This is a genomic window from Streptomyces sp. NPDC039430 (assembly GCF_055639435.1).
In genome coordinates this window covers 1-21,367 of sequence record NZ_JBVKAK010000017.1, presented here as the reverse complement: position 1 = coordinate 21,367, position 21,367 = coordinate 1, and the positions used below count along the sequence as shown (strand labels likewise).

The 21,367-nt window shown below is 70.1% G+C and carries 20 protein-coding genes; 15 read left to right on the top strand and 5 right to left on the bottom strand.

The annotated features are described in order from the left end of the window. Nucleotides 1-4 precede the first annotated feature (4 nt). Entirely contained in the window at nt 5-1,480 is a 1,476-nt protein-coding gene (locus ACZ7LS_RS30585) for a short-chain fatty acid transporter (protein WP_382530276.1), read from the bottom strand. Nucleotides 1,481-1,694: 214 nt separating this feature from the next. On the opposite strand from ACZ7LS_RS30585, the gene ACZ7LS_RS30580 reads away from it, so the two are divergent. From ACZ7LS_RS30580 to ACZ7LS_RS30565, 4 genes are all read left to right on the top strand, one after another. Beyond that, on the top strand, nt 1,695-3,587 hold the full coding sequence (locus ACZ7LS_RS30580) for a helix-turn-helix domain-containing protein (RefSeq protein ID WP_382530274.1): 1,893 nt from the start codon (nt 1,695-1,697) through the stop codon (nt 3,585-3,587). A 121-nt stretch (nt 3,588-3,708) separates the two neighbouring features. Next, entirely contained in the window at nt 3,709-4,140 is a 432-nt protein-coding gene (locus tag ACZ7LS_RS30575) for an Rrf2 family transcriptional regulator (RefSeq protein WP_382530273.1), read from the top strand. Between the two features lie 105 nt (nt 4,141-4,245). Next, on the top strand, nt 4,246-4,998 hold the full coding sequence (locus tag ACZ7LS_RS30570) for an SDR family NAD(P)-dependent oxidoreductase (protein ID WP_382530271.1): 753 nt from the start codon (nt 4,246-4,248) through the stop codon (nt 4,996-4,998). Between the two features lie 171 nt (nt 4,999-5,169). Beyond that, a complete protein-coding gene (locus ACZ7LS_RS30565; protein WP_382530269.1) occupies nt 5,170-5,697 on the top strand; it encodes a DUF4142 domain-containing protein in 528 nt (175 codons plus the stop codon). A 64-nt stretch (nt 5,698-5,761) separates the two neighbouring features. Here the strand turns inward: ACZ7LS_RS30565 and ACZ7LS_RS30560 are convergent, their stop codons facing one another. Then, nucleotides 5,762-5,929 carry a hypothetical protein gene (locus ACZ7LS_RS30560; RefSeq protein ID WP_382530267.1) on the bottom strand — a complete coding sequence of 56 codons (168 nt, stop codon included), beginning with the start codon at nt 5,927-5,929 and terminating at the stop codon, nt 5,762-5,764. Between the two features lie 231 nt (nt 5,930-6,160). Between ACZ7LS_RS30560 and ACZ7LS_RS30555 the strand changes: the two genes are divergently transcribed. Further along, entirely contained in the window at nt 6,161-7,183 is a 1,023-nt protein-coding gene (locus ACZ7LS_RS30555) for an LLM class flavin-dependent oxidoreductase (RefSeq protein WP_385136750.1), read from the top strand. A gap of 133 nt (nt 7,184-7,316) precedes the next feature. Beyond that, the gene (locus ACZ7LS_RS30550; RefSeq protein WP_385136751.1) at nt 7,317-8,324 is read left to right on the top strand and encodes an endonuclease/exonuclease/phosphatase family protein; all 1,008 of its coding nucleotides are present in this window, start codon (nt 7,317-7,319) and stop codon (nt 8,322-8,324) included. A gap of 24 nt (nt 8,325-8,348) precedes the next feature. Here the strand turns inward: ACZ7LS_RS30550 and ACZ7LS_RS30545 are convergent, their stop codons facing one another. Then, nucleotides 8,349-9,956, bottom strand: a complete 1,608-nt coding sequence (locus ACZ7LS_RS30545; RefSeq protein WP_385136753.1) for an MFS transporter — start codon at nt 9,954-9,956, stop codon at nt 8,349-8,351. 146 nt (nt 9,957-10,102) lie between these two features. Here ACZ7LS_RS30545 and ACZ7LS_RS30540 point away from each other — a divergent pair, with 146 nt between their 5' ends. From ACZ7LS_RS30540 to ACZ7LS_RS30515, 6 genes are all read left to right on the top strand, one after another. Then, a complete protein-coding gene (locus ACZ7LS_RS30540; protein WP_382675502.1) occupies nt 10,103-10,714 on the top strand; it encodes a TetR/AcrR family transcriptional regulator in 612 nt (203 codons plus the stop codon). Nucleotides 10,715-10,800: 86 nt separating this feature from the next. After that, nucleotides 10,801-12,588, top strand: coding sequence for a serine/threonine protein kinase (locus ACZ7LS_RS30535; RefSeq protein WP_385136755.1), 1,788 nt, complete (start codon nt 10,801-10,803; stop codon nt 12,586-12,588). 37 nt (nt 12,589-12,625) lie between these two features. Then, nucleotides 12,626-12,997: a hypothetical protein gene (locus ACZ7LS_RS30530; protein WP_382530256.1), complete on the top strand. Its 372-nt coding sequence runs from the start codon at nt 12,626-12,628 to the stop codon at nt 12,995-12,997. A 354-nt stretch (nt 12,998-13,351) separates the two neighbouring features. Continuing rightward, nucleotides 13,352-13,903, top strand: a complete 552-nt coding sequence (locus ACZ7LS_RS30525; protein ID WP_382530254.1) for an HPP family protein — start codon at nt 13,352-13,354, stop codon at nt 13,901-13,903. A 286-nt stretch (nt 13,904-14,189) separates the two neighbouring features. Next, on the top strand, nt 14,190-15,854 hold the full coding sequence (locus ACZ7LS_RS30520; protein ID WP_385136758.1) for a hypothetical protein: 1,665 nt from the start codon (nt 14,190-14,192) through the stop codon (nt 15,852-15,854). Nucleotides 15,855-16,175: 321 nt separating this feature from the next. After that, nucleotides 16,176-17,252, top strand: coding sequence for a glycoside hydrolase family 5 protein (locus ACZ7LS_RS30515; protein ID WP_382530998.1), 1,077 nt, complete (start codon nt 16,176-16,178; stop codon nt 17,250-17,252). 89 nt (nt 17,253-17,341) lie between these two features. Here the strand turns inward: ACZ7LS_RS30515 and map are convergent, their stop codons facing one another. Continuing rightward, the gene (gene map, locus ACZ7LS_RS30510; RefSeq protein ID WP_382531000.1) at nt 17,342-18,112 is read right to left on the bottom strand and encodes a type I methionyl aminopeptidase; all 771 of its coding nucleotides are present in this window, start codon (nt 18,110-18,112) and stop codon (nt 17,342-17,344) included. A 67-nt stretch (nt 18,113-18,179) separates the two neighbouring features. On the opposite strand from map, the gene ACZ7LS_RS30505 reads away from it, so the two are divergent. Beyond that, entirely contained in the window at nt 18,180-18,482 is a 303-nt protein-coding gene (locus ACZ7LS_RS30505) for a helix-turn-helix domain-containing protein (RefSeq protein WP_382531002.1), read from the top strand. A 174-nt stretch (nt 18,483-18,656) separates the two neighbouring features. Then, complete coding sequence (locus ACZ7LS_RS30500; RefSeq protein WP_382531004.1) at nt 18,657-19,637, top strand: D-cysteine desulfhydrase family protein; 981 nt, start codon at nt 18,657-18,659, stop codon at nt 19,635-19,637. Nucleotides 19,638-19,709: 72 nt separating this feature from the next. On the opposite strand, the gene ACZ7LS_RS30495 is transcribed toward ACZ7LS_RS30500, so the two are convergent. Next, complete coding sequence (locus tag ACZ7LS_RS30495; protein WP_382675559.1) at nt 19,710-20,189, bottom strand: DUF6194 family protein; 480 nt, start codon at nt 20,187-20,189, stop codon at nt 19,710-19,712. 104 nt (nt 20,190-20,293) lie between these two features. Here ACZ7LS_RS30495 and ACZ7LS_RS30490 point away from each other — a divergent pair, with 104 nt between their 5' ends. Then, complete coding sequence (locus ACZ7LS_RS30490) at nt 20,294-21,001, top strand: MerR family transcriptional regulator (protein WP_385136763.1); 708 nt, start codon at nt 20,294-20,296, stop codon at nt 20,999-21,001. Nucleotides 21,002-21,367: the final 366 nt, after the last annotated feature.

Genomic DNA, 21,367 nt, shown 5'->3' with positions numbered 1-21,367 from the left:
GTGCTCAGGGGAAGGGGAGCGTACGGGCGAACAGGGTGACGAGGATCAGCACGACCGGGAAGCACACCAGGAACATGGCGAAGGTGTAACCCATGATGTCGCGTGCCTTGAGTCCGAGGATCGTGAGCGTGGGCAGCATCCAGAACGGCTGGAGCAGGTTGGCGCTCGCCTCGCCGAGGTCGTACACCACGACCACCCAGCCCTGGTTCACCTGGAGTTGATTGGCCGCGTCCAGGACATAGGGGGCCTCGATGACCCACTTGCTGCCACCGCTGGGGACGAAGACACCGAGCACGCAGCTGTAGATGGCGATGAGGGCCGGATAGAAGAACTCGTTCGACACCGACACCAGCCAGCCAGCGATGGTCTTGCTCAGTCCGGTGAAGGCGATCATCCCGAAGATGCCGCCGTACAGCGGGAATTGGAGCAGTACGCCCGAGGCCGCCGGGGTCCCCTCCTTGACCGCCTGCGCGAGCCGCACCGGACGCCAGTGCAGGATGAGCGCCAGCAGGATGAGGATGAGGTTGACGGTGTTCAGGTCCAGGGCGTTGAGCGCGCTGCCCTCCGCGCGGGCGAAGTGCCGCGCCAGGTACCACACTCCGAGCGCGAACAGCAGGATCGCGAAGACGGGGCTGTACTCGATCCACTCCCCCGGCCGGCCCCGGCGCAGCTCGGTACGCTCGTCCGCCACGCTGGGGCCGAGCTCGACGCCCATCTGTTCCGCGGTCTTCGCGCGCTCCGGCGACGGCGACAGGAACCAGGCCATGCCGACGGCGACGACGAACACGATCGCCGTGGCCACCATGCCCTGCCAGAGGAAGATGGTGTCCGTGAGCGGGATGAGACCGCTGCCGCGCCCCTCCTCGATGACCTTCTGCACGGCGGGCGGGCTCGACGCCTCGCCGGCCACCTGGAGCGCCGCGGATCCGGACAGGCCCTGGGCCCATACGGTGCCGAGACCGAGGAACGCCATCGCGCCCAGCGCCCGGTAGTCGACGCCGGACACCCTGCGCGCGATCTCCTTGGCGAGGATCGCCGTGAAGATCAGGCTGAAGGCCCAGTTCAGATAGGACGTCACCATCGCGACGGCGGCGGTGTACGCGATGGCCCCACGGGGCGTACGGGGCACCCGCGCGAGCCGGCCGATCAGCCGGCCGACCGGTGGTGAGACCGCGACCGCGTACCCGGCGATAATGATCATCGCCATCTGGAGCGTGAAGGTGATCAGGGACCAGAAGCCCTGGCCCCACGCGTCCACCAGTCCGTATCCGGTCGTCGCCGTGGGATCCGACGGGGCGCCGAACAGGTCCTCGCCGGTCACCAGGCCGAGTGCGAAGACCGCGAACGTACCCACCAGCACGAAGCCCAGCGCGTCGGGCAGCCATCTCTCGGAGAACGCGGTGAAGCGCAGCGCCATGCGCGCCGGCCAGGGCTCCCTGCCGGTCGATGGGGCCGGCTCCCGTGGGGGCGCTGTGGTCATCGGATGTCCTCCTGTCGGGCGTGCTGGCCGCGACGGTCCGCGAACCCGGGGCCGTGGCTCGGGAGTTCAGGGGTCCGCGTGTCCAGGTGTGCGGTGCCGAGGATCTTGGGCTGCTCCTGACCTGAAAACAATGGAGGTGATCCACATAGCGTGCAGGCACATCATGTGGTGAATCGACTTCCGAAGGGGCGTGAGCCTCAGTACCGTCTGCTCCGTGACCTTGGAGAGAAGTGGTCGGATGTTCCTGGAGCTGCTGGCGCGGGACGCACCCGCGGCCGAGTTCGAGGAGCCGGTCACCGTCGCGCGGGCGGCCGGGGAGAGCGCCGCGGCCCTCGCCGAGCTGGAGCGGTCGAAGCTGCTCGCCCTGCGGGTGCGGGCGGCGCTGGACAGGAGCCGGCGCCGGGAGACCGAACTGTCGGCCCTGTACGAGACGGTGGGCGATCTGGTGGCGCTGCGTGACGTCGACGCCGTGCTCCAGGCGGTCGTGCGCCGGGCGCGCACACTGCTCGGCACCGACACCGCGTATCTCGCCCTGTACGACCCGGAGCGCGGCCGCGCATATATGCGGGAGACGAACGGCTCGGTCTCGGCCAAGCTCCAGCGGCTGCTGATGCCGCTGGGCGCCGGGCTCGGCGGGCTCGTGGTGCAGACCGCTTCGCCGTACTTCAGCAGCAGCTATCTGGGCGACGCGCGGTTCCGGCACACCCGTGCCATCGACGAGGCGGTGACGGAGGAGGGTCTCGTGGCCATCCTCGGCGTGCCGCTGCGGCTCGGCGGGAACGTCATCGGCGTGCTGTACGCGGCCGACCGCAGCGAACGTGGCTTCGCCCGCGACGAGGTCAGTCTGCTCGGCTCGCTGGCCGCGCACGCCGCCGTCGCCCTCGACAACGCGCGGCTGCTCCAGGAGACGCACACGGCCCTGGCGGAACTCAACGCCGCCAACCGGCTCGTGCAGCACCGCAGCGCGTCCGTCGAGCGGGCCGCGGCGGCGTACGAACGGTTCACGGGTCTCGTCGTACGAGGCGGAGGTGTGGAGGACATCGCGCACGCGATCGGCGAGGCGCTGGACGGCTCCGTGGTCGTCGTCGGACCCGACGCCCGGCCGCTCAGTCCGGCCGGGGCGGCGCACCCGCCCGACGGATATCCCGGCGAGGAGAGCGTGGCCGAGGCCATGGCCCGCTCCCGGGCGCAGGGCCGCGCGGTCGCCTGCGGCGGTTGTACGGTCGCCGCCGTGGCGGCCGACCAGGAACCGCTGGGCGCGCTGGTGATATCCGGTGTGCGGGAGCTGGACGAGACCGGCCGGCTGATCCTGGAGCGGGGCGCCCTGGTGACCGCGCTGCTGCTGCTGTTCCGTTCCTCACTGGCCCAGGCCGAGGAACGGGTGCGCGGAGATCTGCTCACCGATCTGCTCACGGAGCGGCACGGCGGCTCCTTCGCCGTACGGGAGCGGGCGCGTCGCCTCGGCACCGACCTCGACAAACCGCACATCGTCGCGGTCGTCGCCGGCGACGACGTCCCCACGCAGCGGATGTCCGCGGCCGCGGGTGCCTACGCGAGCGCCCGCCGGGGACTGGCCGGCCGTCACGAGGGCCGTACGGTGCTGCTCGTACCGGGCGACGATCCCTCCGCCGTCGCGCGCGCGGTCGAGGCGGGGCTGCGTACCGCGCTCACGCGGCCGGTGACCGTGGGCGCGGCGGGTCCGCTGTCCGGGACGGCCGTACGGGATGCCTATGCCGAGGCGGTCCGGTGCCTCGGCGCCCTCCAGGCCCTGGGCCGCGCCGGCTCCGCCGCCGCCATGGACGATCTCGGCTTCCTCGGGCTGGTCCTCGGCAGGCACGCCGACGCGTACGGCTTCGTACGCCGCACCCTCGGCCCGTTGACCGACTACGACGACCGCAGGGGCACGAGCCTGCTGGACACCGTCGAGTCGTACTTCCAGCACGGACAGAGCCTGGCCCGTACGAGTGCGGCGCTCCACGTGCACGTCAACACCGTCACGCAGCGGCTGGAACGGGTCGGACAGATACTCGGCGAGCAGTGGAACACCCCGCAGCACGCGCTGGAGACGCAGCTGGCCCTGCGGCTGAGGAGCGTTCTGACCCAGTGACGGACGGCCCTTCCCGGACCGGGCCGGCCATTGACCCCACGTGTCGTAACACTTAATGTTGCGACTGTCGAGGGCATGAGAAGCGCGGGAGGTTCGGGAGGGCACGGGAGGTGACGAGCGAGTGAGCGCGAACAGCAGGCTGACGATCGCGGCCCACGCGCTGACGTGGATAGAGCTCCACCGGCGCCAGGGGCACGAGATCGCCACCTCGGAACAGATCGCGGGAAGCGTGAACACCAACCCGGTGGTCATCCGGCGCCTGCTCGGCGAGCTGCGCGAGGCCGGGATCGTCGAATCGCGGCGCGGCGCGGGCGCGGGCTGGAATCTGGCGCGCGGACTCGAAGCCATCACACTGCTGGACGTCTACGACGCCGTGGAGCCCAGCCCCCTCTTCGCCATGCACCGCGCCGAACCCAATCTGGACTGCCCGGTGGGCTTCGGGATCCGGCCGACGATGCAGGACGTGTACGACGGCATCGATGTCGTCCTGCGCGATGAACTGGCCCGCACCACACTGGCCGATGTCCTCCAGAACGTGCTGACCGCCCGCTAGGACAGGCACTACAGGCGCTGTCGGCGCGTCGAACCGCGAGTGCGTGCACATGCCGTTTTCGCACTCTTTAATGTAACAAAACTCATTACCTCAAGGATGGATGTCATGGGACAGCTGGACAACAAGGTGGCCCTCGTGACCGGCGGCTCGACGGGCATCGGGTTCGCCACCGCACGCCGGTTCGCCGAGGAAGGCGCCACCGTCTATGTGACCGGACGGCGCAAGCCCGAACTGGACGCCGCGGTGGAAGCCATCGGGGAGCGGGCCGTCGGCGTACAGAGCGATGTGTCGAACCTGCGGGATCTCGACACGCTCTTCGAGACGATCGAGACCCGCAGCGGACGGCTGGACATCGTCGTCGCCAACGCGGGCGGCGGCGGACTCGCACGGCTCGGCAAGATCACCGAGGAGCACTACACCTCCACCTTCGACACCAACGTCAAGGGGCTGATCTTCACCGTGCAGAAGGCCCTGCCGCTGCTGCCCGACGGCGCGTCCGTGATCGTGCTCTCCTCCACCAACGCCTCGCTCGGCGTCGAGGCGATGAGCGTCTACAGCGCCACCAAGGCCGCCATCCGCAACCTCGCCCGCTCCTGGGCCGCGGAGCTGGCCGGCCGCGGGATCCGGGTCAACGCCATCGCCCCGGGACCGATCGAGACCCCCGGCGTCGAGGGCCTGGCCGGTGACAACGCGCAGGCCAGGCAGAAGCTCAAGGACAGCTTCACGGCCCAGATCCCGCTGGGCAGGATCGGCCGCCCTGAAGAGGTCGCCGCCATGGCCGTCTTCCTCGCCTCGGACCAGAGCTCCTTCACCACCGGCGCGGAACTCTTCGTCGACGGCGGCCTCGCCCAGATCTGACCGTTCCGCACCCCTGAGTTGACGGCCATTCGCGTGAATGCGGTGTGATGGTGTGACCGGCCCGTTCCCATGGGGAATGCATGGGCTCGGGCACCGACTCGTGTGCCCGTCCAGCGACCGGTCAGACGCCGATCCGTGTGCGGCCCGGACCGGGCGAAGGGAGCAACGCAGATGATCGCTGTGCGACGCATAGCCGCTGCCGCGGTGCTGGCGGCGCTGGCCGGCATATCCGCGCCTTCCGCGTACGCGGCCTCCACGGCCACCGATGACGCGCCGTTCCTGAAGGCGATCCACCAGGGCAACCTGGCGGAGATCGCGGCCGGGCAGAGCGCACGCAAGAACGCCACGGCGGCTTGCGTGAAAACGGTCGGCGCCACGCTGGTGCGCGACCACAGGAAACTGGACGTCGGAGTCAAGGCGTTGGCGAAGAAGCTGCACGTCACACTGCCGTCCTCGCCGTCCACCGCGCAGGAGAAGACGATGACGGCCCTGCAGGGCCAGGTGGGTACGAGCGCGTACAACACCACCTGGCTGAGCACCGAGGCCAAGAGCCACGAGGAGACGCTGGCCCTGATCGACAGTGAAGTCGCCAAGGGGGGCAACGCCGAGGTCAAGGCGGCCGCCAAGGCGGCACGCCCGGTAGTGGCCGGGCACCTCAAACTGATCCGTGCCTGCGAGGCGCGCGTCAAGTCGTCGTGACCCCCGCGGACACCGACGGAGACCGGCGGCGGCCTCGGGGACTCGGCCGCCGCCCGCCGGTGCCTCAGCGTCGGGCGCTCTTCCAGCTGGCCCAGGCCAGCGTGGCGAGCAACGCGGCGATGGCGATGTCGCCGATCCCGATCGACGTGCCGGCTCGCTCGTTCAGTGTGGCGAGGGACCCTACGGCGAGGGCCGCGAAGAGGATGGCCAGCACGGTCCAGAACCTTCTCATCGCGGCCCCCAAGTGTGGAACATGGTCACCAACTCTAGCGGTCGGTCCGCACCGGGTGCGGGAGTTCGTACGATCCCGGCGGACAGGCGCGCCGTGCCTCCGCCGGGAACGCGCCCGTCGGAATCCCTGCTCCGAGCACGCGCCGGGGGGCGGCGCCATCGGCTTCGGCTTCGGCTTCGGCTTCGGCTTCGGCTTCGGGAATCCTCGTACGGCACGGTTGTTGCACCAGGTGTGAGTATCGCAGCGACCGTTCCCTTCTCCGTGCTGGACCGCTCCCGTATCCGGGAGGGCTCCGACGGTCCCCGGGCGCTGCGCGACAGCGTGGCGTTCGCCCGGCGGATCGAGGCCCTCGGCTATCACCGCTTCTGGGTCTCCGAGCACCACAGCGTGCCGGGCGTCGCCGGCTCGGCGCCGACCGTACTCGCGGCAGCCGTGGCCGCCGCCACGTCGACGATCCGCGTCGGGACCGGCGGTGTGATGCTGCCGAACCACCAACCACTGGTCGTCGCCGAGCAGTTCGGGGTGCTGGAATCCCTCTTCCCCGGCCGTATCGACATGGGGCTCGGGCGGTCGGTGGGGTTCACCGACGGGATACGCAAGGCACTGGGCCGGGACAAACAGGACGCGGCCGACTTCCCGGGGCGGCTCGCCGAACTCCTCGGATACTTCACCGGCACCCAGACCGCGCACCCTCAGGTCCACGCCCACCCCGCCGAGGGGCTGCGGGTCCCCGTCTTCGTCCTGGCCACCGGGCAGGGCGCGCGGGTCGCGGCGCGGGCGGGACTGCCGCTGGTCATCGCCGCCGTACGGGGTGAGGACGCGATGCTCCGGGCCATCGAGGAGTACCGCCGGGACTTCCGCCCCTCCGCCTGGGGCGAGCGGCCGTACGTCGTCCTGTCCGGCACGGTCGCGGTGGCGGAGACCACGCGGGAGGCGCATGAACTGCTGCTCCCGGAGGCCTGGTCGACGGCGTACTCCCGCACCCACGGGGAGTTCCCGCCGCTGGCCCCCGTCGAGACGATCCGCGCCACCGCCATGACGGAGCGCGAGCGCGCGCTGTACGGGGAGGCAGGGCGGGGGCAGTTGTACGGTACGGCGGACGAGGTGGCGGCCGGTCTCCAGAAGCTGCTGGCGCGCAGCGAGGCCGACGAGTTCCTGGTCACGACCAGCACCTACGACCGTGAGGCGCTGCTCGACTCGTACACCCGGCTGGCCCGGCTGCTGGGGCTCACCGGCGGGCAGCTCACCGGTTGAGCCGGCAGCCGGCCGGGACGCCGGTGGGGGCGAGGAGAGGAAACTGATCCACCCCGTGACGCGTCCTGGGAGGGCAGGGGCGGTTACGGGACGGGATGTCATGGTGGTGCGGGCGCGGACGGACAGAGGTGCGATGTCGACGGTGGCGCCCGCGCGCCGGTGGGCGGGGCGGCGGGCTCCGGGCGCGGAGGCGGGGGGAGACTCCGGGGGACGGCCGGCCTGGAAGAGGGGGCGGGTACTCGCCGCGCTCGCGGTGCTGACGGCCGCGCTGATGGTGTTCCACCGGGCCGTGCCCAACTCCGTGGGCCGTCTGGGCAGTTCGCTGGAGGCGTTCCTGCCGTGGCTCGGCGTGGCGGGTGTGGTGCTGCTCTGCCTGGCGCTGCTGCGCCGTTCGGCCCTCGCGCTGGTGGCTCTGCTGCTGCCGGTGGCCGCCTGGACGTACCTCTTCGGCGGGCTGCTCCTGCCCGGGGAGACGTCCGGCGCGCGCGACCTGGTCGTGGTGCAGCACAACGTCAGCGACGAGAACACCGATCCGGCGGGCACGGCGCGCACTCTGGCCGACGCCGAGCCCGATCTCATCGCGCTGGAGGAACTGATGCCCCCCGCGCCGGCGGTCTACGAGAAGACCCTCGCCCCGGACTACCCGTACCACGCGGTACGGGGCACGGTCGGACTCTGGTCGAAGCATCCGCTGACCGGCACGAGGCTGCTGGACATCAAACCCCGGGGAATCACGGAGACCTGGAGTCGTGGACTGCGGACCGTGGTCCACACGCCGCACGGCGAGATCGCGGCGTACGTCGCGCACCTGCCGTCGGTACGCTTCCGGGCGAGCGGCCTGGCGTCCTCCTGGCGCGACGAGAGCGCCGGCCTGCTGGGCGAGGCCGTCGCCGCCGAGGAGCTGAAAACGGTGATCCTGCTGGGCGACCTCAACAGCACGGTCGACGACCGCGGCCTGGCCCCGCTGACCTCACGGATGAACGTGGCGGAACGTGGCTTCGCCTTCAGCTTCCCCGCCGCGTTCCCGCTGGCCAGGATCGACCAGGTCATGGCCCGCTCGGGGACCGTCGACCACATCCGCACCCTGCCCGCCACCGGGAGCGACCACCTGCCGGTCGCCGCCCGGATCACACTGGAGTGAAACCCGCCCCGGCGGGGGTGGGCTTCACTCCGCCGAACGCGACGATGCCGGTGTGCCGGGCGGCGAATCCAGGCCATCGGTCACCGGCTCCGGCGACCGGGCCCGGTCCGTCTTCAGTACGAAGAGGGCGATCAGCAGCGCGCAGACGGCGAAGACGGAGCCGCCGGCGAAAGCGCCTGTCACTCCCTCCGTCAGCACGTGGTGCGCCTCCTCGGTGGCGGACAGTCCGCCGGGGGGATCGTCTTCGGCCGAGCGGACGAACGTGCCGGACACGGTGACGAGGATGGCCAGTCCGAGGGAGCCGCCGACGGTCAGCATCGCCTGGAGCACACCGGACGCGGCGCCGGACTCCTCGGGGGCCGCCTCGGACATCACGATGAGGTTGTGCGAGACCAGGGCGAAGCCCGCGCCGAGCCCGAACAGCACCAGGGGGCCGAGTACGTTCCCGGCATAGCCGCTCGTGGGGGTGAGCTGCGTGAGCCAGCTGGTGGCGGCGGCGACCATGGCGATGCCGGCGACCGCGACCGGCTTCGTGCCGGACTTCGGGAGGATCTTCGGTACGAGCCGGGAGGAGGCGAACACGGCGATCGCCATCGGCAGGAACGCCAGCCCGGTCAGAAGCGGTTCGTAACCGAGCACACCCTGAAGGAACTGTACGAGGAAGAACCACATGCTGGTGAGAGTGGCCGCGATGAAGAGCAGGTTGATGTAGCCGCCCGCGCGGCCGCGGCGGGTGAACAGGCGCAACGGCATGATCGGCTGGTTCGCGTTCCTCTCGATCGCGACGAAGGCGATCGAGAGGATGACGCCGATGGCGAAGGCGGCCAGGGCGACGGGGTCGCTCCAGTGGTCCTCGGAGACCCTGATGAAGCCGTACACCAGGGCGGTCATTCCGACGGTGGAGGTCAGCGCGCCGGCGATGTCGAAGCGGCCCTGTTGGCGTCGGGTCTCGTCGATGAAGCGCGGTGCGAGCAGGATGACGAGCGCGCCGAACGGCACGTTGATGAACAGCACCCAGCGCCAGGAGAGCCCCGAGGTGAGGATGCCGCCGAGGACGAGCCCGAGGGCGAGTCCGGAGCCGGCGATCGTCGAGTAGATCGCGAACGCGCGGTTCCGTTCGGCGCCTTCGCGGAAGCCGGTGGTGAGCAGCGCGATCCCGGTCGGTGCCGCAAGCGCGGCTCCGACGCCTTGCAGGGCCCGGGAGGCGATGAGGGTTTCGTCGGTGGGGGCGAGGCCGCCGAGCGCCGAGGCCAGGGTGAACAGGGCGGTGCCCGCGAGGAAGATCCGCCGGTGCCCCAGGATGTCCCCGGCCCTGCCGCCGAGCAGGAGCAGGCCACCGAAGGCCAGCAGGAAGGCGTTGATGACCCACGACAGGCCGGCCCGGCCGAAGTCGAGGCTCGTCTGGATCGTGGGTAACGCGACATTCATGATCGTCGTGTCCAGTTGGAGCATGAACTCGCACGACACGATGAGTGCGAGAGCGACGGTCGGGTTACGCGTGCGCCGAGGCTCCGCGGGCTTCTCCGCTCCCGGGCCCTTCGACCGCGCGGAGTGCTCGGACCGGCCGGGTTGCTCGGACCGCTCGGACGGCTCGGACTGGTTGGACTGGTTGGACTGGTTGGACTTCGACATGAACTGCCTATCCTCTTCGGGTCGATGGAGGGACACGCCGCGGCGCGCACACCACGACACGACAACCAGAGACAGTCTCCACTTGGACCGGATACGCTACCGGAGACAGTCTCCGCTTTCAATGCGACCCAACGCGAGGAGCACCCATGCCACCGGCATCCGCGGGCGACCGCCGGCGCCCCATGCGCGCCGACGCGCGCCGCAACTACGAGCAGTTGATCGCGGCGGCCCGGGTGGCGTTCCACGAGCAGGGGTCGGACGCGTCCCTCGACGACATCGCCAAACGCGCCGGCGTCGGCCCCGGCACGCTCTACCGCCACTTCCCGCACCGTGACGCACTGCTGGCCGCGGTCATCGGCGACAGCATCGACGCCCTGCACTCCAAGGCCGAGGAACTGCTCGCCATGGACGACCCGGACGAGGCGCTGGCCATCTGGACGCGCGCCGCCATCGCCCACGCCGGTATCTACCGCGGACTCGCCGCCTCGCTGATGAGCAGCATGTACGACGAGGGCTCCCCCCTGCACACGTCCTGTACGAGGACACACCGGGCGGGCGCCGAACTCCTCGCGCGGGCACAGCGGTTGGGCCGGGTGAATCCGTCCGCCGACGCGACCGACCTGTTCGAACTCGTCGCGGCGATCGCGTGGGTGTCCGAGCAGTCGCCCGAGGGCCGCCGGGGCAGCGTCGACCGGCTGCTGCCGCTCCTGTTCGACGGACTCCGGAGCGGCGAAGCGCCCGGCCCCCCGCGCGGCTGACACGCGAGGACCACGCGCGCGAAGCTCCGGGCTTTTGTGGGTCCTTCGCGGCCCGCCGGATGCCGGGCTATGGCAGAGTCGTGCCGGTGGATGAGCTGCGACTTCAGGATCCCGAGCGAATAGGCGCGTGGCGGATTCTCGCCCGGCTCGGTGCGGGCGGCATGGGACAGGTGTACCTGGGCCGTTCGCCGGGCGGACGGCTGGTGGCCGTCAAAGTGATCCGTGACGAGATCAGCGATCACCCCGAGGCGCTGGCCCGGTTCCGGCGGGAAGCCGCGACCGTGGAGACCGTACGCAGCGCCTACACCGCCCAGTTGATCGAGGCGTCGCTCGACGCCTCTCCGTACTGGCTGGCCACCGAGTACGTACCGGGACCCACGCTGCGCGACGCCGTGGGCGTGAACGGCCCGTTCCCGCCCGAGAGCGCTCTGCGGCTCCTCGCCGCGCTCGCCGAGGGGCTGGCCGCGGTCCATGCCCACGGGGTCACGCACCGGGATCTGAAACCGCAGAATGTCATCCTGGCGCCGCAAGGGCCGCAACTGATCGACTTCGGCATCGCCCGGGGACTTGAGCAGACGGTCCTCACCCGGGACGGATTCGCACCCGGGACACCCGGCTACGCCGCGCCCGAGGTCGTCATGCGGAACGACGTCGGCCCGGCGGCGGACATCTTCGCGCTGGGGGCGACGATCGCGTACACGGCGACCGGCCGGCCCCCGTACGGTGTGGGCGACGCCGCGGCGGTGAGCTACCGGGCCGTACACGAGGACATCGACCTGACGGGCGTACGGGACGATCTGGCCGCGCTGATCCGCCAGTGCGTCGCCAAGAACCCGGTGAAGCGGCCCGCACTGGCCGCGGTGATCGCCGGATGCGCGGTGGACTCGGCGCTGGCCGCCGATGCCCACTACCGCTCGGTGGCCCGCGATGCCGACCCGGTGCCCCTGCCCGGACACGCGAAAAACCCACCGGCCGCGTCCGGTGCGCACACGCAGTCGGAGCGGGAACCGGGGACGGTCGCGCCCGCCGCACCTGTCACGTCGGCACCACCTGGACCGCCCGCACCGCCCGCGGATCACGGCCCGGCGCGCCATGCTCCCGCGCCGACGGCGGGGACCGCGTTCTGGGCGTACTCCGACGCCACGCCGCACGACGAGCCGGAGCACCAGCCGCCTCCCGCCCGGCGCGGACGCCGTGGGGCCCTGATCGCCGCATGCGTGGTGGCGCTCCTCGTGCCGGTCGCGGTCTGGCTGTTCCCCAAGGAGGACACCGAGGGCTCCGGAGCGGTACCCACGACCGATGCCGCCGCGTCCGGCCCGGCCACCACGGACGCCCCGGCGGAGGGGCCGCCGGACCACATCGTGAACAACCGCGTCTCGCAGGACCGCTGGACCCTGTCGGACGATGCGGCACAGGCCGCCCAGGGCATCGGCTCCTGCGACCTGGCAAGTCTCACCGAGTCCTTTCCGCCGACGGACCTGCGGTCCTCCGTCTCGCACACCACCGGCACGGACACGGCCTCGGTGGAGCTGCGCCCCACGAACGCCGGCGAGGGAAAGCGCCCCGCGCCGTACTACGTGTCCGTGGGGATACGGCCCCCGCACGAAACCGACCGCACCACCGGGCGCCCCCTCAAGTCGACATCGAAGGGCATCGGCTTCACCAGCAAACCCGTCGATCTCTACTCGAAGTGGTCGTCGGGCGGAACGATCAAGCTCAGCTACCCCAAGGACTTCCGGGCCCACTTCGACAACCGGACCGTCGACGCGATCCCGGTCGGAGACGACAGGGGCGACTGGACCGTGGTGCTCTACCACGTAGAGGGCGGACCCACGAAGTTCACGACGATCGTGTGCAACGGCTTCCACGCCTGAGTCACGAAGAAGGCGTGTCCGATCGCATAATGCGGCGATGAACAGCAACCACGTGGTTTTCGACCGCGGCCTGACCTTCGAGGAGCGGCTCGGCAAGCTCGCCGAGGCATGGATCCGGGACGGTCGTGGCCGCGGCCATCTGGTCAGCGGCGAGGCGTTCTTCGCGGTGTATTCCTGGCATGTCCAGCACGGGACCGACCACGACACCACCTGGGCGGAATACGCCGCCGCCTCGTACGACGCCATCGGTGGCAGCGACGGCTGGTCGGCCATGCTGCGTGAGCGCGCCAACTGCGAGAGCTGTGGGGACAGCTACCGGCTGGAGAACATCGGGGTGTGTACCGGGTGCATGCGGTACACGTGCTACTCCTGCGACGGCCACGGGGCCTGCGCCGGCGTGGTGGTCTGACCGGCCCCGGTGGTGGACGCGGCCATGTGACCAGCGGGCCCGCTGGCCGGCGGGCCTTTCGACCGGCGGGCCTTTCGACCGGCGGGCCTTTCGACCGGCGGGCCTTTCGACCGGCGGGCCTTTCGACCGGCGGGCTTTGACCGGCGGGCCTTTTGATCGGCGGCGTCGATCAACCGATCGAGAAGCGCTCTTGGACGGCCGGTGATCCAGGACGCCAGGATGTCGGAGCGTTCCCCGACTTGCTGGACGACGAGCCGCCGTGGGCCGGAAGTGCGGGGCGCCCGCGAGGAGTCCCGTGTCGATTTCGCCTGCCCTGAACGCTTACCTCCCGATTGACACAGGGGCGTCGCGTTCATGACGCACAGCCAGTCCGGGATACGGGAGGCCGAGGGCGACGCCCGCCCCGCGAAGAAGCCTCGGGCCCGATGGTGGAGAGTCGCCGAGCCGAGGCCACCCCGGCGCACGGTCGCCTCGGCGGCTGTCACCACATCGGTCGCGCTGACCACCCTCGTGGCCGTCGGGACGCTTACGCACCAGACGGTGCTGATACCGCCCCTCGCGGCCACGACGGCGATCGTCACGGCGACTCCGGCCTCGCCCCTCGCGCAGCCCCGCCATGTCCTCGGCGGACACCTGCTGTCCTGTCTCGTCTGTTTCGCGGTGCTCGCTCTCGGCTGGCACGGCCCCTGGGCCGCCGCGGTGGCCTGCGGCGTGGCCTGTGGTCTCGGACTCGTATGCAAGGTGGCCCACCCGCCGGCCATGGCGACCGCCGTCATGATCATGCTCACCGAACCGCAAGCCTCCCGCTTCGTGCCCCTGCTGGCCGCCGGCGCGGCGCTGCTCGTCCTGGTGCAGCTGGTCTCCTCCCGTCTGCAGCGAGAGGTGTATCCCACCGCCTGGTGGTGAGCCGAGGAGTGCCGTCTCAACCGGCGCCGCGCCACGGCTGGTTGTTTCCTCGGTATGAGTGCGGCCAGGTCCTGCCGTGCGCCACCCCGCACACCGCGCGGTCCCCAACGGGAGGACCGGCCCAGGCCCGTCGGCGGCTGGGCCCCCCGACTGGGCCCGGGGGCCCTGCGTTTGGGCCCGGGCCCATCCTTAGGCTGCTGTCGCTCGGGGGAACGGGTGGTGGCGCTGGCGAGGAGAACAGATGAAGGGCTCCGACAGGTTCCAAATATGGCATGAGCATGACTATGTGCCGAGTGGCCAGGGCCTGGGTGGGCGCGGAGACAGGGGGCAGAGCGGGGCCGAGTACGCGGCGATGGTCGGGGTCGTGTCCCTGGTCGTGGCGGGGATAGTCGGCCTGAGCGTGCCCGCCGACGAGGCCACCGGGCTGAAGAGCGCCGTATGCCGGATACTTCACCCACTGAGCGGCGCCGAAGCCTGCTCCTCCGGGGACTACGCGGGCGGTGGGGACGGTGACGGGGGCGACGGAGGCGGCGGCCCCGGCGATCCCTTCGTACCCAACGGCGACCCGTTCGAGCCGGCGAAGTGCCTGCTCTCCCAGGACCAGACCAAGACCACCGTCGTCATCCAGATCCTCTTCATCAAGATCAGCAGCTCGGAGACGGTCAAGCTCCAGCAGTGGTCGGACGGCACCGTCACCCTGGAGCGCGTGACCGAGAGCGGAGGCGGCGTCACCGCGAGCATCTCCGCCGGTATCCCCGGCCTGAAGGACTGGGGCGGCAGCGCCTCGCTGAGCGGCAGCTATGTGAAGGGCAGCGGCAGCGGCGGGCAGTGGCTGTTCAACGGGAACAAGAGCGGCGACCCGCAGGCCGACCTGGCGGCCAACCTTGAGGACGCGCAGAAGTTCGCCGCGTACCTCAAGGCGAACGACGGCTGCAAGTTCCAGAGCGGCTACAACCCCGGTGCGGCGATGGGCGCCTGCCAGCAGGACGCGGCCACCAAGAAGCCCGATCTCGATCCGGAGCTGGCGCCGGACGTCGACATCACCAAGACCTCCACCGAGGCCGCCGGTGGCGTGAGCTTCGGCAAGACCTTCAAGAGCAACGGCAAGAGCGGCAAGGACACCAAGGGCGGTAAGGACGGCAAGGGCGCCGACGGCCCCAAGGACCTCGGCAACATCTCCTTCGAGGGACTCTCCGGCGCGATGACCGAGGACGTCGTCGTCATGCGCGCCAAGACCGGACCGGACGCCGGGAAGATCACCTTCGTCTACACCTTCTCCGTCAGCGGCACCGCGGGCGGCGTCGCCCAGGCCAAGGGCAGCAGGATGCAGCAGGTCGCCGTCACCTACGACGCCGCGGCCTACGACCAGGAGGAGAAGGACGGCAAACCGCACCACCCGCAGAAACTGACGATCACCACCAGCCAGGAATCCGGCGACGGCCCCGGCATCCAGACCGGCGCGGGCGCCAACGCCGGACCCGTGACCATCGACGTCGGAGGCGGCGGCGGAACCGTCAACTCACAGATCCACACCGAGTCCGCCGAGGTCACCCTCGACAACGACACCGACAGCACCGCCGTCGAGGACTGGCTGCGCGGCCGCGGCGACGCCCCCGCCAGCAACCCACTGCCCACCCCCTCCGACGCCGCCGAAGCTCTGGACGACGACGCCGGCCCCATCGAACGACTCCTCCACGACAAGGGCAAACTCTCCAGGCTCGACTACAACGCCAACACCGACTGGTGGAACGCCTCCCTCGGCATCGGATTCGGCATCTCCGCCGGACAGGTCAGCCTCGGCTTCAAACTCTTCGGCATCGACATGACCCACGAATCCAAGGAACAGACGATCACCGGCGACCCCACCTACGCCACCGGCCCCAAAAGCGGCGGCGCCCGGCCCTGGGTGGAGTGGAAGAACTGCACGCGGACCAAGCCCATCCCCACCTGACCGCCGCCTTCTCGGCCGGACACACCGCGGCGGCGCCCAGCCATCCGGGACCGTCCGCCTCAGATCCCACATGCGTCCCACGCACCCCGGGGCCCGCAGGCAATAACCGCTCTTCCGCAGGTCAGTGCCTGTGTCAGTGACAAAACCAGCGCCCGGAGCGGATGTTCGCTCCGGGCGCCACGGTCTGTACGAAGTCTTTACCCGGCCCTTGACGATTAACTGTAAACAATCCTAACTTTTAACCGCCACCCCCGTGGAGCGCACCACATCCATGGACCCCTAGCACGGATTTGTCATGTCCGCATCACGAAGGGTCTCGTCATGTCCTCCTCGCTCCTCAAGAGACTGCGTCCCACCGCGGCCCTCGCACTGGCCGGAGCCCTGTTCCTGGGCCTCGGTGTGACCGCACAGGCCGGCGCCTCCACTCCGGCCGCCGGCCAGGACCGCGTCCCCCAGGCCGCCCCCGCGGCGGACACCCCGGTCAGCGTCAACGGCAAGGTCCGCGTCTGCGGCACCAAGCTCTGCAACGCGTCCGGTACCCCGATCCAACTGCGCGGGATGAGCACCCACGGCACCCAGTGGTACGCGCAGTGCGTGACCGACGGCTCGCTGGACGCCCTCGCCAACGACTGGAACGGCGACATCCTCCGCGTCTCCACCTACGTACAAGAGGGCGGTTACGAGACCGACCCGGCCAGGTTCACCGACCTCGCCAGCCGGATCGTCGACCAGGCCACCGCACGCGGCCTGTACGTGATCGTCGACTGGCACCAGCTCACCCCGGGCGACCCGAACGCCAACACCGCACGGGCGCGTACCTTCTTCACCGAGATGGCGCGCCGCCACAAGGACAAGGTCAACGTCCTGTGGGAGATCGCCAACGAGCCGAACGGCGTCTCCTGGCCGCAGATCAAGAGCTACGCCGAGACCATCATCCCGGTGGTCCGGGCCCAGGACCCGGACGGTGTGGTCCTCGTCGGCACCCGCGCCTGGTCCTCACTCGGCGTCTCCGACGGCGCCAACGAGACCGAGGTCGTCAACAACCCGGTGAACGCCACCAACATCATGTACACGTTCCACTTCTACGCCGCTTCCCACAAGGCGGAGTACCTGAACGCGCTCTCCCGGGCCGCGGACCGCATCCCCATGTTCGTCACGGAGTTCGGCACCCAGAACTACGCGGGTGAGGGCGCCAACGACTTCGCCCAGTCGCAGCGGTACATCGACCTGATGGCCCAGAAGAAGATCAGCTGGACCAACTGGAACTACTCGGACGACAACCGGTCGGGTGCCGTCTTCAAGACCGGCACCTGCGCCCGCGGCCAGTGGACCGGCACCTCGGTCCTCAAGGAAGCCGGCGTCTGGATCCGCGACCGGATCCGCAGCGGCGGCTTCTAGCCGACCGCTCCCGCACCGCTCCCGCACCGCTGAGGGGCTCTCTTCCCGGATCAGATCCGGGGAGAGAGCCCGCCGTCGCGCTGTGGCGGTCACTTCGGCAGGGTGAGGATTTCGGCTCCGTCCTCGGTGATGGCGATCGTGTGCTCGCTGTGTGCCGTCCGGCAGCCTGTCGCGCTTCGGAGCGTCCACCCGTCGGCATCGGTGACGAGTTGAGCGGTGTCCGCCATGACCCACGGCTCCAGTGCCAGCAGCAGCCCGGGGCGCAGTTTGTATCCACGGCCGGGCCGTCCGGTGTTCGACACGTGCGGGTCCTGGTGCATCGTCGATCCGATGCCATGACCGCCGAACTCGGTGTTGATCGGGTACCCCGCCTTGCCGAGGACCGTACCGATGGCATGGGAGATGTCGCCGATGCGAGCCCCGGGCCCGGCGGCGGCGATCCCCGCGGCCAGCGCGCGTTCGGTCGCACTGATCATCGCGACGCTCTCCGCGGGCTTCGCCTCGCCCACGATGAAGCTGATGGCGGCGTCCGCGGCGACTCCGCCCCTGGAGACGGCGAGGTCGAGTGTCAGCAGATCGCCGTCGGCAAGCGTGTAGTCGTATGGCCGTCCGTGGAGCACGGCGTCGTTGACCGCCGTGCAGATGTAGTGGCCGAACGGGCCGCGCCCGAAGGACGGCTCGTAGTCGACGTAACAGGACAGCGCTCCCGACTCGACGATCATGGCCTTGGCCCACCGGTCGATGTCCAGAAGGTTCGTGCCGACCGCACTACGGCCCTTCAGCGTCCGCAGGATGTCAGCGACCAGGGCGCCGGTGTCTTTTGCCCGGGCCAGTAGGGCGGAGTTCAGGATCTCGATCATGCGGCGTCCTTCTTCGTGCAACCAATAACTATACCGGCCATACTATACCGGTACTAGAATGGGAGGCATGGTCAGGCTGCCGCTCACTCCCGCCGAGGTCGAACGCGGACAACGCCTCGGCGCCCTCCTGCGCCGGGCCAGGGGAGAGCGCTCGATGCTCGACATCGCGCTCGACGCACGCGTCTCACCGGAGACACTCCGAAAGATCGAGTCGGGCCGCGTGGCCACCCCTGCCTTCCCCACCATCGCGGCGATCGCCGATGTCCTCGGCCTCTCCCTCGATGCGGTATGGGCCGAGATCCGCCGGCCCGAGTGTGCCGTCGGACCGGCCGACTCCGCTCACCACGCGCATGAGCAGCTGACCCCGTAGGTCTCCGTCCCGCAGCCGCGTCGGACACGTCGGACGCGTCGACAAGAGGGAGAACGTGGCCTTCCGCACGAGCAACAGCGGCTTCTGGGCTGTGCTGTGATGGGTGATCATGGATGGCTCCCGAGCGGTCCGCGTCCGCCCACCACCGTGTTCGCCACTCCGGACGGAGACTGCATGAGTGACAAGATCGCCCTGTCGACATGGCCCACGCCGATGGAGCCGATGCCTCGCCTCGCGACGGCCCTGGGCCTGCGCGAGGACGACCTTTGGATCAAGCGGGACGACCTGACCGGCCTCGGCGGAGGCGGTAACAAGGTCCGCAAACTGGAGTGGACCGTTGGCGCCGCGGTGGCGGCACATGCGGACACACTGGTCACCACCGGTGCCGAACAGAGCAACCATGCCCGCCTCACCGCGGCCGCGGGCGCCCGCCTGGGACTTGATGTCGTGCTCGTCCTTCCCGGAACGTCCGACGGCGCGGCGAACGCCTCCGGCAACCTTGTTCTCGACAGCCTCTTCGGAGCCCGCGTCTTCTGGGCGGGGGACGGCCATCCCGGCACCCTGGCCGACGTGGCCGACGATGTGTGCCGGCGGTTGAGCCGCGACGGAGCACGGCCCTACTCGATCCCCTTCGGTGGCTCAAGTCCCCTCGGAGCGCGCGGTTACGCCGAGGGCGGCGAGGAGATCCGCTCCCAACTCCCCGACGTGGAGCACGTTGTCGTGGCAGTGGGTTCCGGGGGCACCATGGCCGGCCTGACAGGTGCGCTCGGGGAGGAGCGTGTGCTCGGTGTCCACTGCGGGGCGGTGGCGGACCCGGCCGCCACCGTGTCCGCTCTCGCCCGCCCGCTCACCCGTCGCGACATCGCCCCCGATTCCCTGCGTATCCGTACCGACCAGGTCGGCGCGGGATACGGGGTCCTCCATGAGCCAGTCCTGGAAGCGATGAGGACAGCCGCGGCCACCGAGGGCCTCGTTCTGGACCCCGTCTACAGCGGGCGTGCCATGGCCGGGCTCATCGCCGCTGTCCGGGATGGCGACATCCGCCGGGGCCGGCGCACCGTGTTTCTCCACACCGGTGGGCTTCCGGGACTCTTCGGACATGCGGAGACGGTGCACCGATCCGTCACAGCACTGCGTTCCTACGCCCCCGAGTGAGCGGAGGTCCGGCGCTGCCCCTGCCGGAGTGTTGCCGGACTGTGGAGCCGTGGCCGGACCCGCGGCACCGTGTCAGTCACCCTCCAGCGGCTTCCCCGGTTCGTGTCGCCGCTCGAACCGGGACCGCGCGGCCTCGTGGGCGCCGCGCAGAAGCCGCACGAGCGTGTCCGTTGTCCTCCCGGCGGGATTGACGACGCAGACCCAGCCGAGCGCGCCGTACACCGGGTGCGGCATCACGCCGTCGGCGGCCGCGTAGTCGCGAGGGCGGTCGAGACCGCGCGGCTCCTCCCCCGTCAGCTCCCGGAACGTCGTCCGGTCGACGTGCACGTTCACCCGCCAGCGGCCCGGAGGATCAAGGTCGGAGGCGGTGTCGTCGGGGTAGTTCTTGGTGACGATCGTCCCGTAAGGCTGGACGTTCTGAGGCATCTGCCCGTCGGGGGCGTAGTAGAAGAACGCGTCCCCCCACACGAGCTCGGGGAAGTCGCCGCCCGGTTCCGGACTGAACACGAGTGCGCCGTCGAAGCCTCGCACGGTCGCGATGATCTGTTCCATACTCATGGTTCAAGCATCACCTTCAAGTGCTTATGTGGGGTTGGTCGATGGGGAAGCCGGTGACCGGTTCACCGCAGATGCCGCAGATGCCGCAGATGCCGCAGATGCCGCTCCGAACGGTCGATGTCGCCAGGGAGTCGGGGTACTCGGTGCAACAGGTTCGAGACCTGGAGCGGCTGGGAGTCATTCCCCCGGCCGCCCGATCGGGCAACGGTTACCGTGCCTACACACCGCTTCATGTGCACGCCCTTCGCGCCTATCGAGGACTCGCCGGTGCCGTGGGGCCCGTCGCGGCCCGGCAGACGCTCGCGGAGCTGCGAACAAAACCGATCGCGGAGGCGGCCGCGGCGATCAGCGCGGTGCATGTTCGGCTCGCTCGGGAACGAGACGAGGCTCTGCGGGCTCAAGAAGCCTTGGGTGCGATCGAGGCTGAGGCCGCCGCACCCGGGTTCGAGCGGGAGAATGACGCGATGACGATCACGGAGCTCGCCGAAGCGCTCCATGTACGTCCCTCGGCTCTGCGGTTCTGGGAGCAGGAAGGGCTCGTCACCCCCCAGCGAGTGACGTCTCTGCGGGCACGTCGCTACGGTCTGCCAGCGATCGGAGCGGCCAGAATCGTCGCGGCCCTCCGCGGCGCCGGCTACGGCATTCCCGCGGTCCGCGAGATCATGGAATCGCTGCGCCAGGTCGACGGCGTGGAAGCGGCCCACCACATCCTGCGGCAACGTCTTGACCAGATCGCCATGCGGTCCGTGGCGCTGCTCCGGGCGGGCGCGGACTTGGCGGCCGTCGTGGCGCCCGCCGGACAATGACGGCTTCTTCTTCTCCGACGCCGGTTTCGGCCATCGCACCAGCTCGGTTACCACGTCGTATGTGGTGAGGCTAAAGATTTTCGCAGACGCTCACGAAAGGTCCCGTGGGATGGGGTGGCGCCATGACCGCCGCAGTGGTGTTCCCCGGCCCCGCGGCAGCCGCACGCCGGCCGGCTCCGGCTCCCGAAGCCGCCGTCACCGCCGGATACGCGCCGCACGCACCCCTTATGACATCCTCTGCAGCACACAGACACACAGATACACGGCGGACCGCGCGTGCGCTTCCGTGGACAGAAACGACGGCGAGGACTGATGGCACCCGAACCCGAAGCAGGCGGCGGAGTGTCGGATGCGGCGGACTCCTGG

Coding starts and splice junctions, on each gene's coding strand:
- ACZ7LS_RS30585 (WP_382530276.1), bottom strand. CDS start 1,480: ATGACCACAGCGCCCCCACGGGAGCCGGCCCCATCGACCGGCAGGGAG.
- ACZ7LS_RS30570 (WP_382530271.1), top strand. CDS start 4,246: ATGGGACAGCTGGACAACAAGGTGGCCCTCGTGACCGGCGGCTCGACG.
- ACZ7LS_RS30565 (WP_382530269.1), top strand. CDS start 5,170: ATGATCGCTGTGCGACGCATAGCCGCTGCCGCGGTGCTGGCGGCGCTG.
- ACZ7LS_RS30560 (WP_382530267.1), bottom strand. CDS start 5,929: ATGAGAAGGTTCTGGACCGTGCTGGCCATCCTCTTCGCGGCCCTCGCC.
- ACZ7LS_RS30550 (WP_385136751.1), top strand. CDS start 7,317: ATGTCGACGGTGGCGCCCGCGCGCCGGTGGGCGGGGCGGCGGGCTCCG.
- ACZ7LS_RS30545 (WP_385136753.1), bottom strand. CDS start 9,956: ATGTCGAAGTCCAACCAGTCCAACCAGTCCAACCAGTCCGAGCCGTCC.
- ACZ7LS_RS30540 (WP_382675502.1), top strand. CDS start 10,103: ATGCCACCGGCATCCGCGGGCGACCGCCGGCGCCCCATGCGCGCCGAC.
- ACZ7LS_RS30530 (WP_382530256.1), top strand. CDS start 12,626: ATGAACAGCAACCACGTGGTTTTCGACCGCGGCCTGACCTTCGAGGAG.
- ACZ7LS_RS30525 (WP_382530254.1), top strand. CDS start 13,352: ATGACGCACAGCCAGTCCGGGATACGGGAGGCCGAGGGCGACGCCCGC.
- ACZ7LS_RS30515 (WP_382530998.1), top strand. CDS start 16,176: ATGTCCTCCTCGCTCCTCAAGAGACTGCGTCCCACCGCGGCCCTCGCA.
- map (WP_382531000.1), bottom strand. CDS start 18,112: ATGATCGAGATCCTGAACTCCGCCCTACTGGCCCGGGCAAAAGACACC.
- ACZ7LS_RS30505 (WP_382531002.1), top strand. CDS start 18,180: ATGGTCAGGCTGCCGCTCACTCCCGCCGAGGTCGAACGCGGACAACGC.
- ACZ7LS_RS30500 (WP_382531004.1), top strand. CDS start 18,657: ATGAGTGACAAGATCGCCCTGTCGACATGGCCCACGCCGATGGAGCCG.
- ACZ7LS_RS30495 (WP_382675559.1), bottom strand. CDS start 20,189: ATGGAACAGATCATCGCGACCGTGCGAGGCTTCGACGGCGCACTCGTG.
- ACZ7LS_RS30490 (WP_385136763.1), top strand. CDS start 20,294: ATGCCGCTCCGAACGGTCGATGTCGCCAGGGAGTCGGGGTACTCGGTG.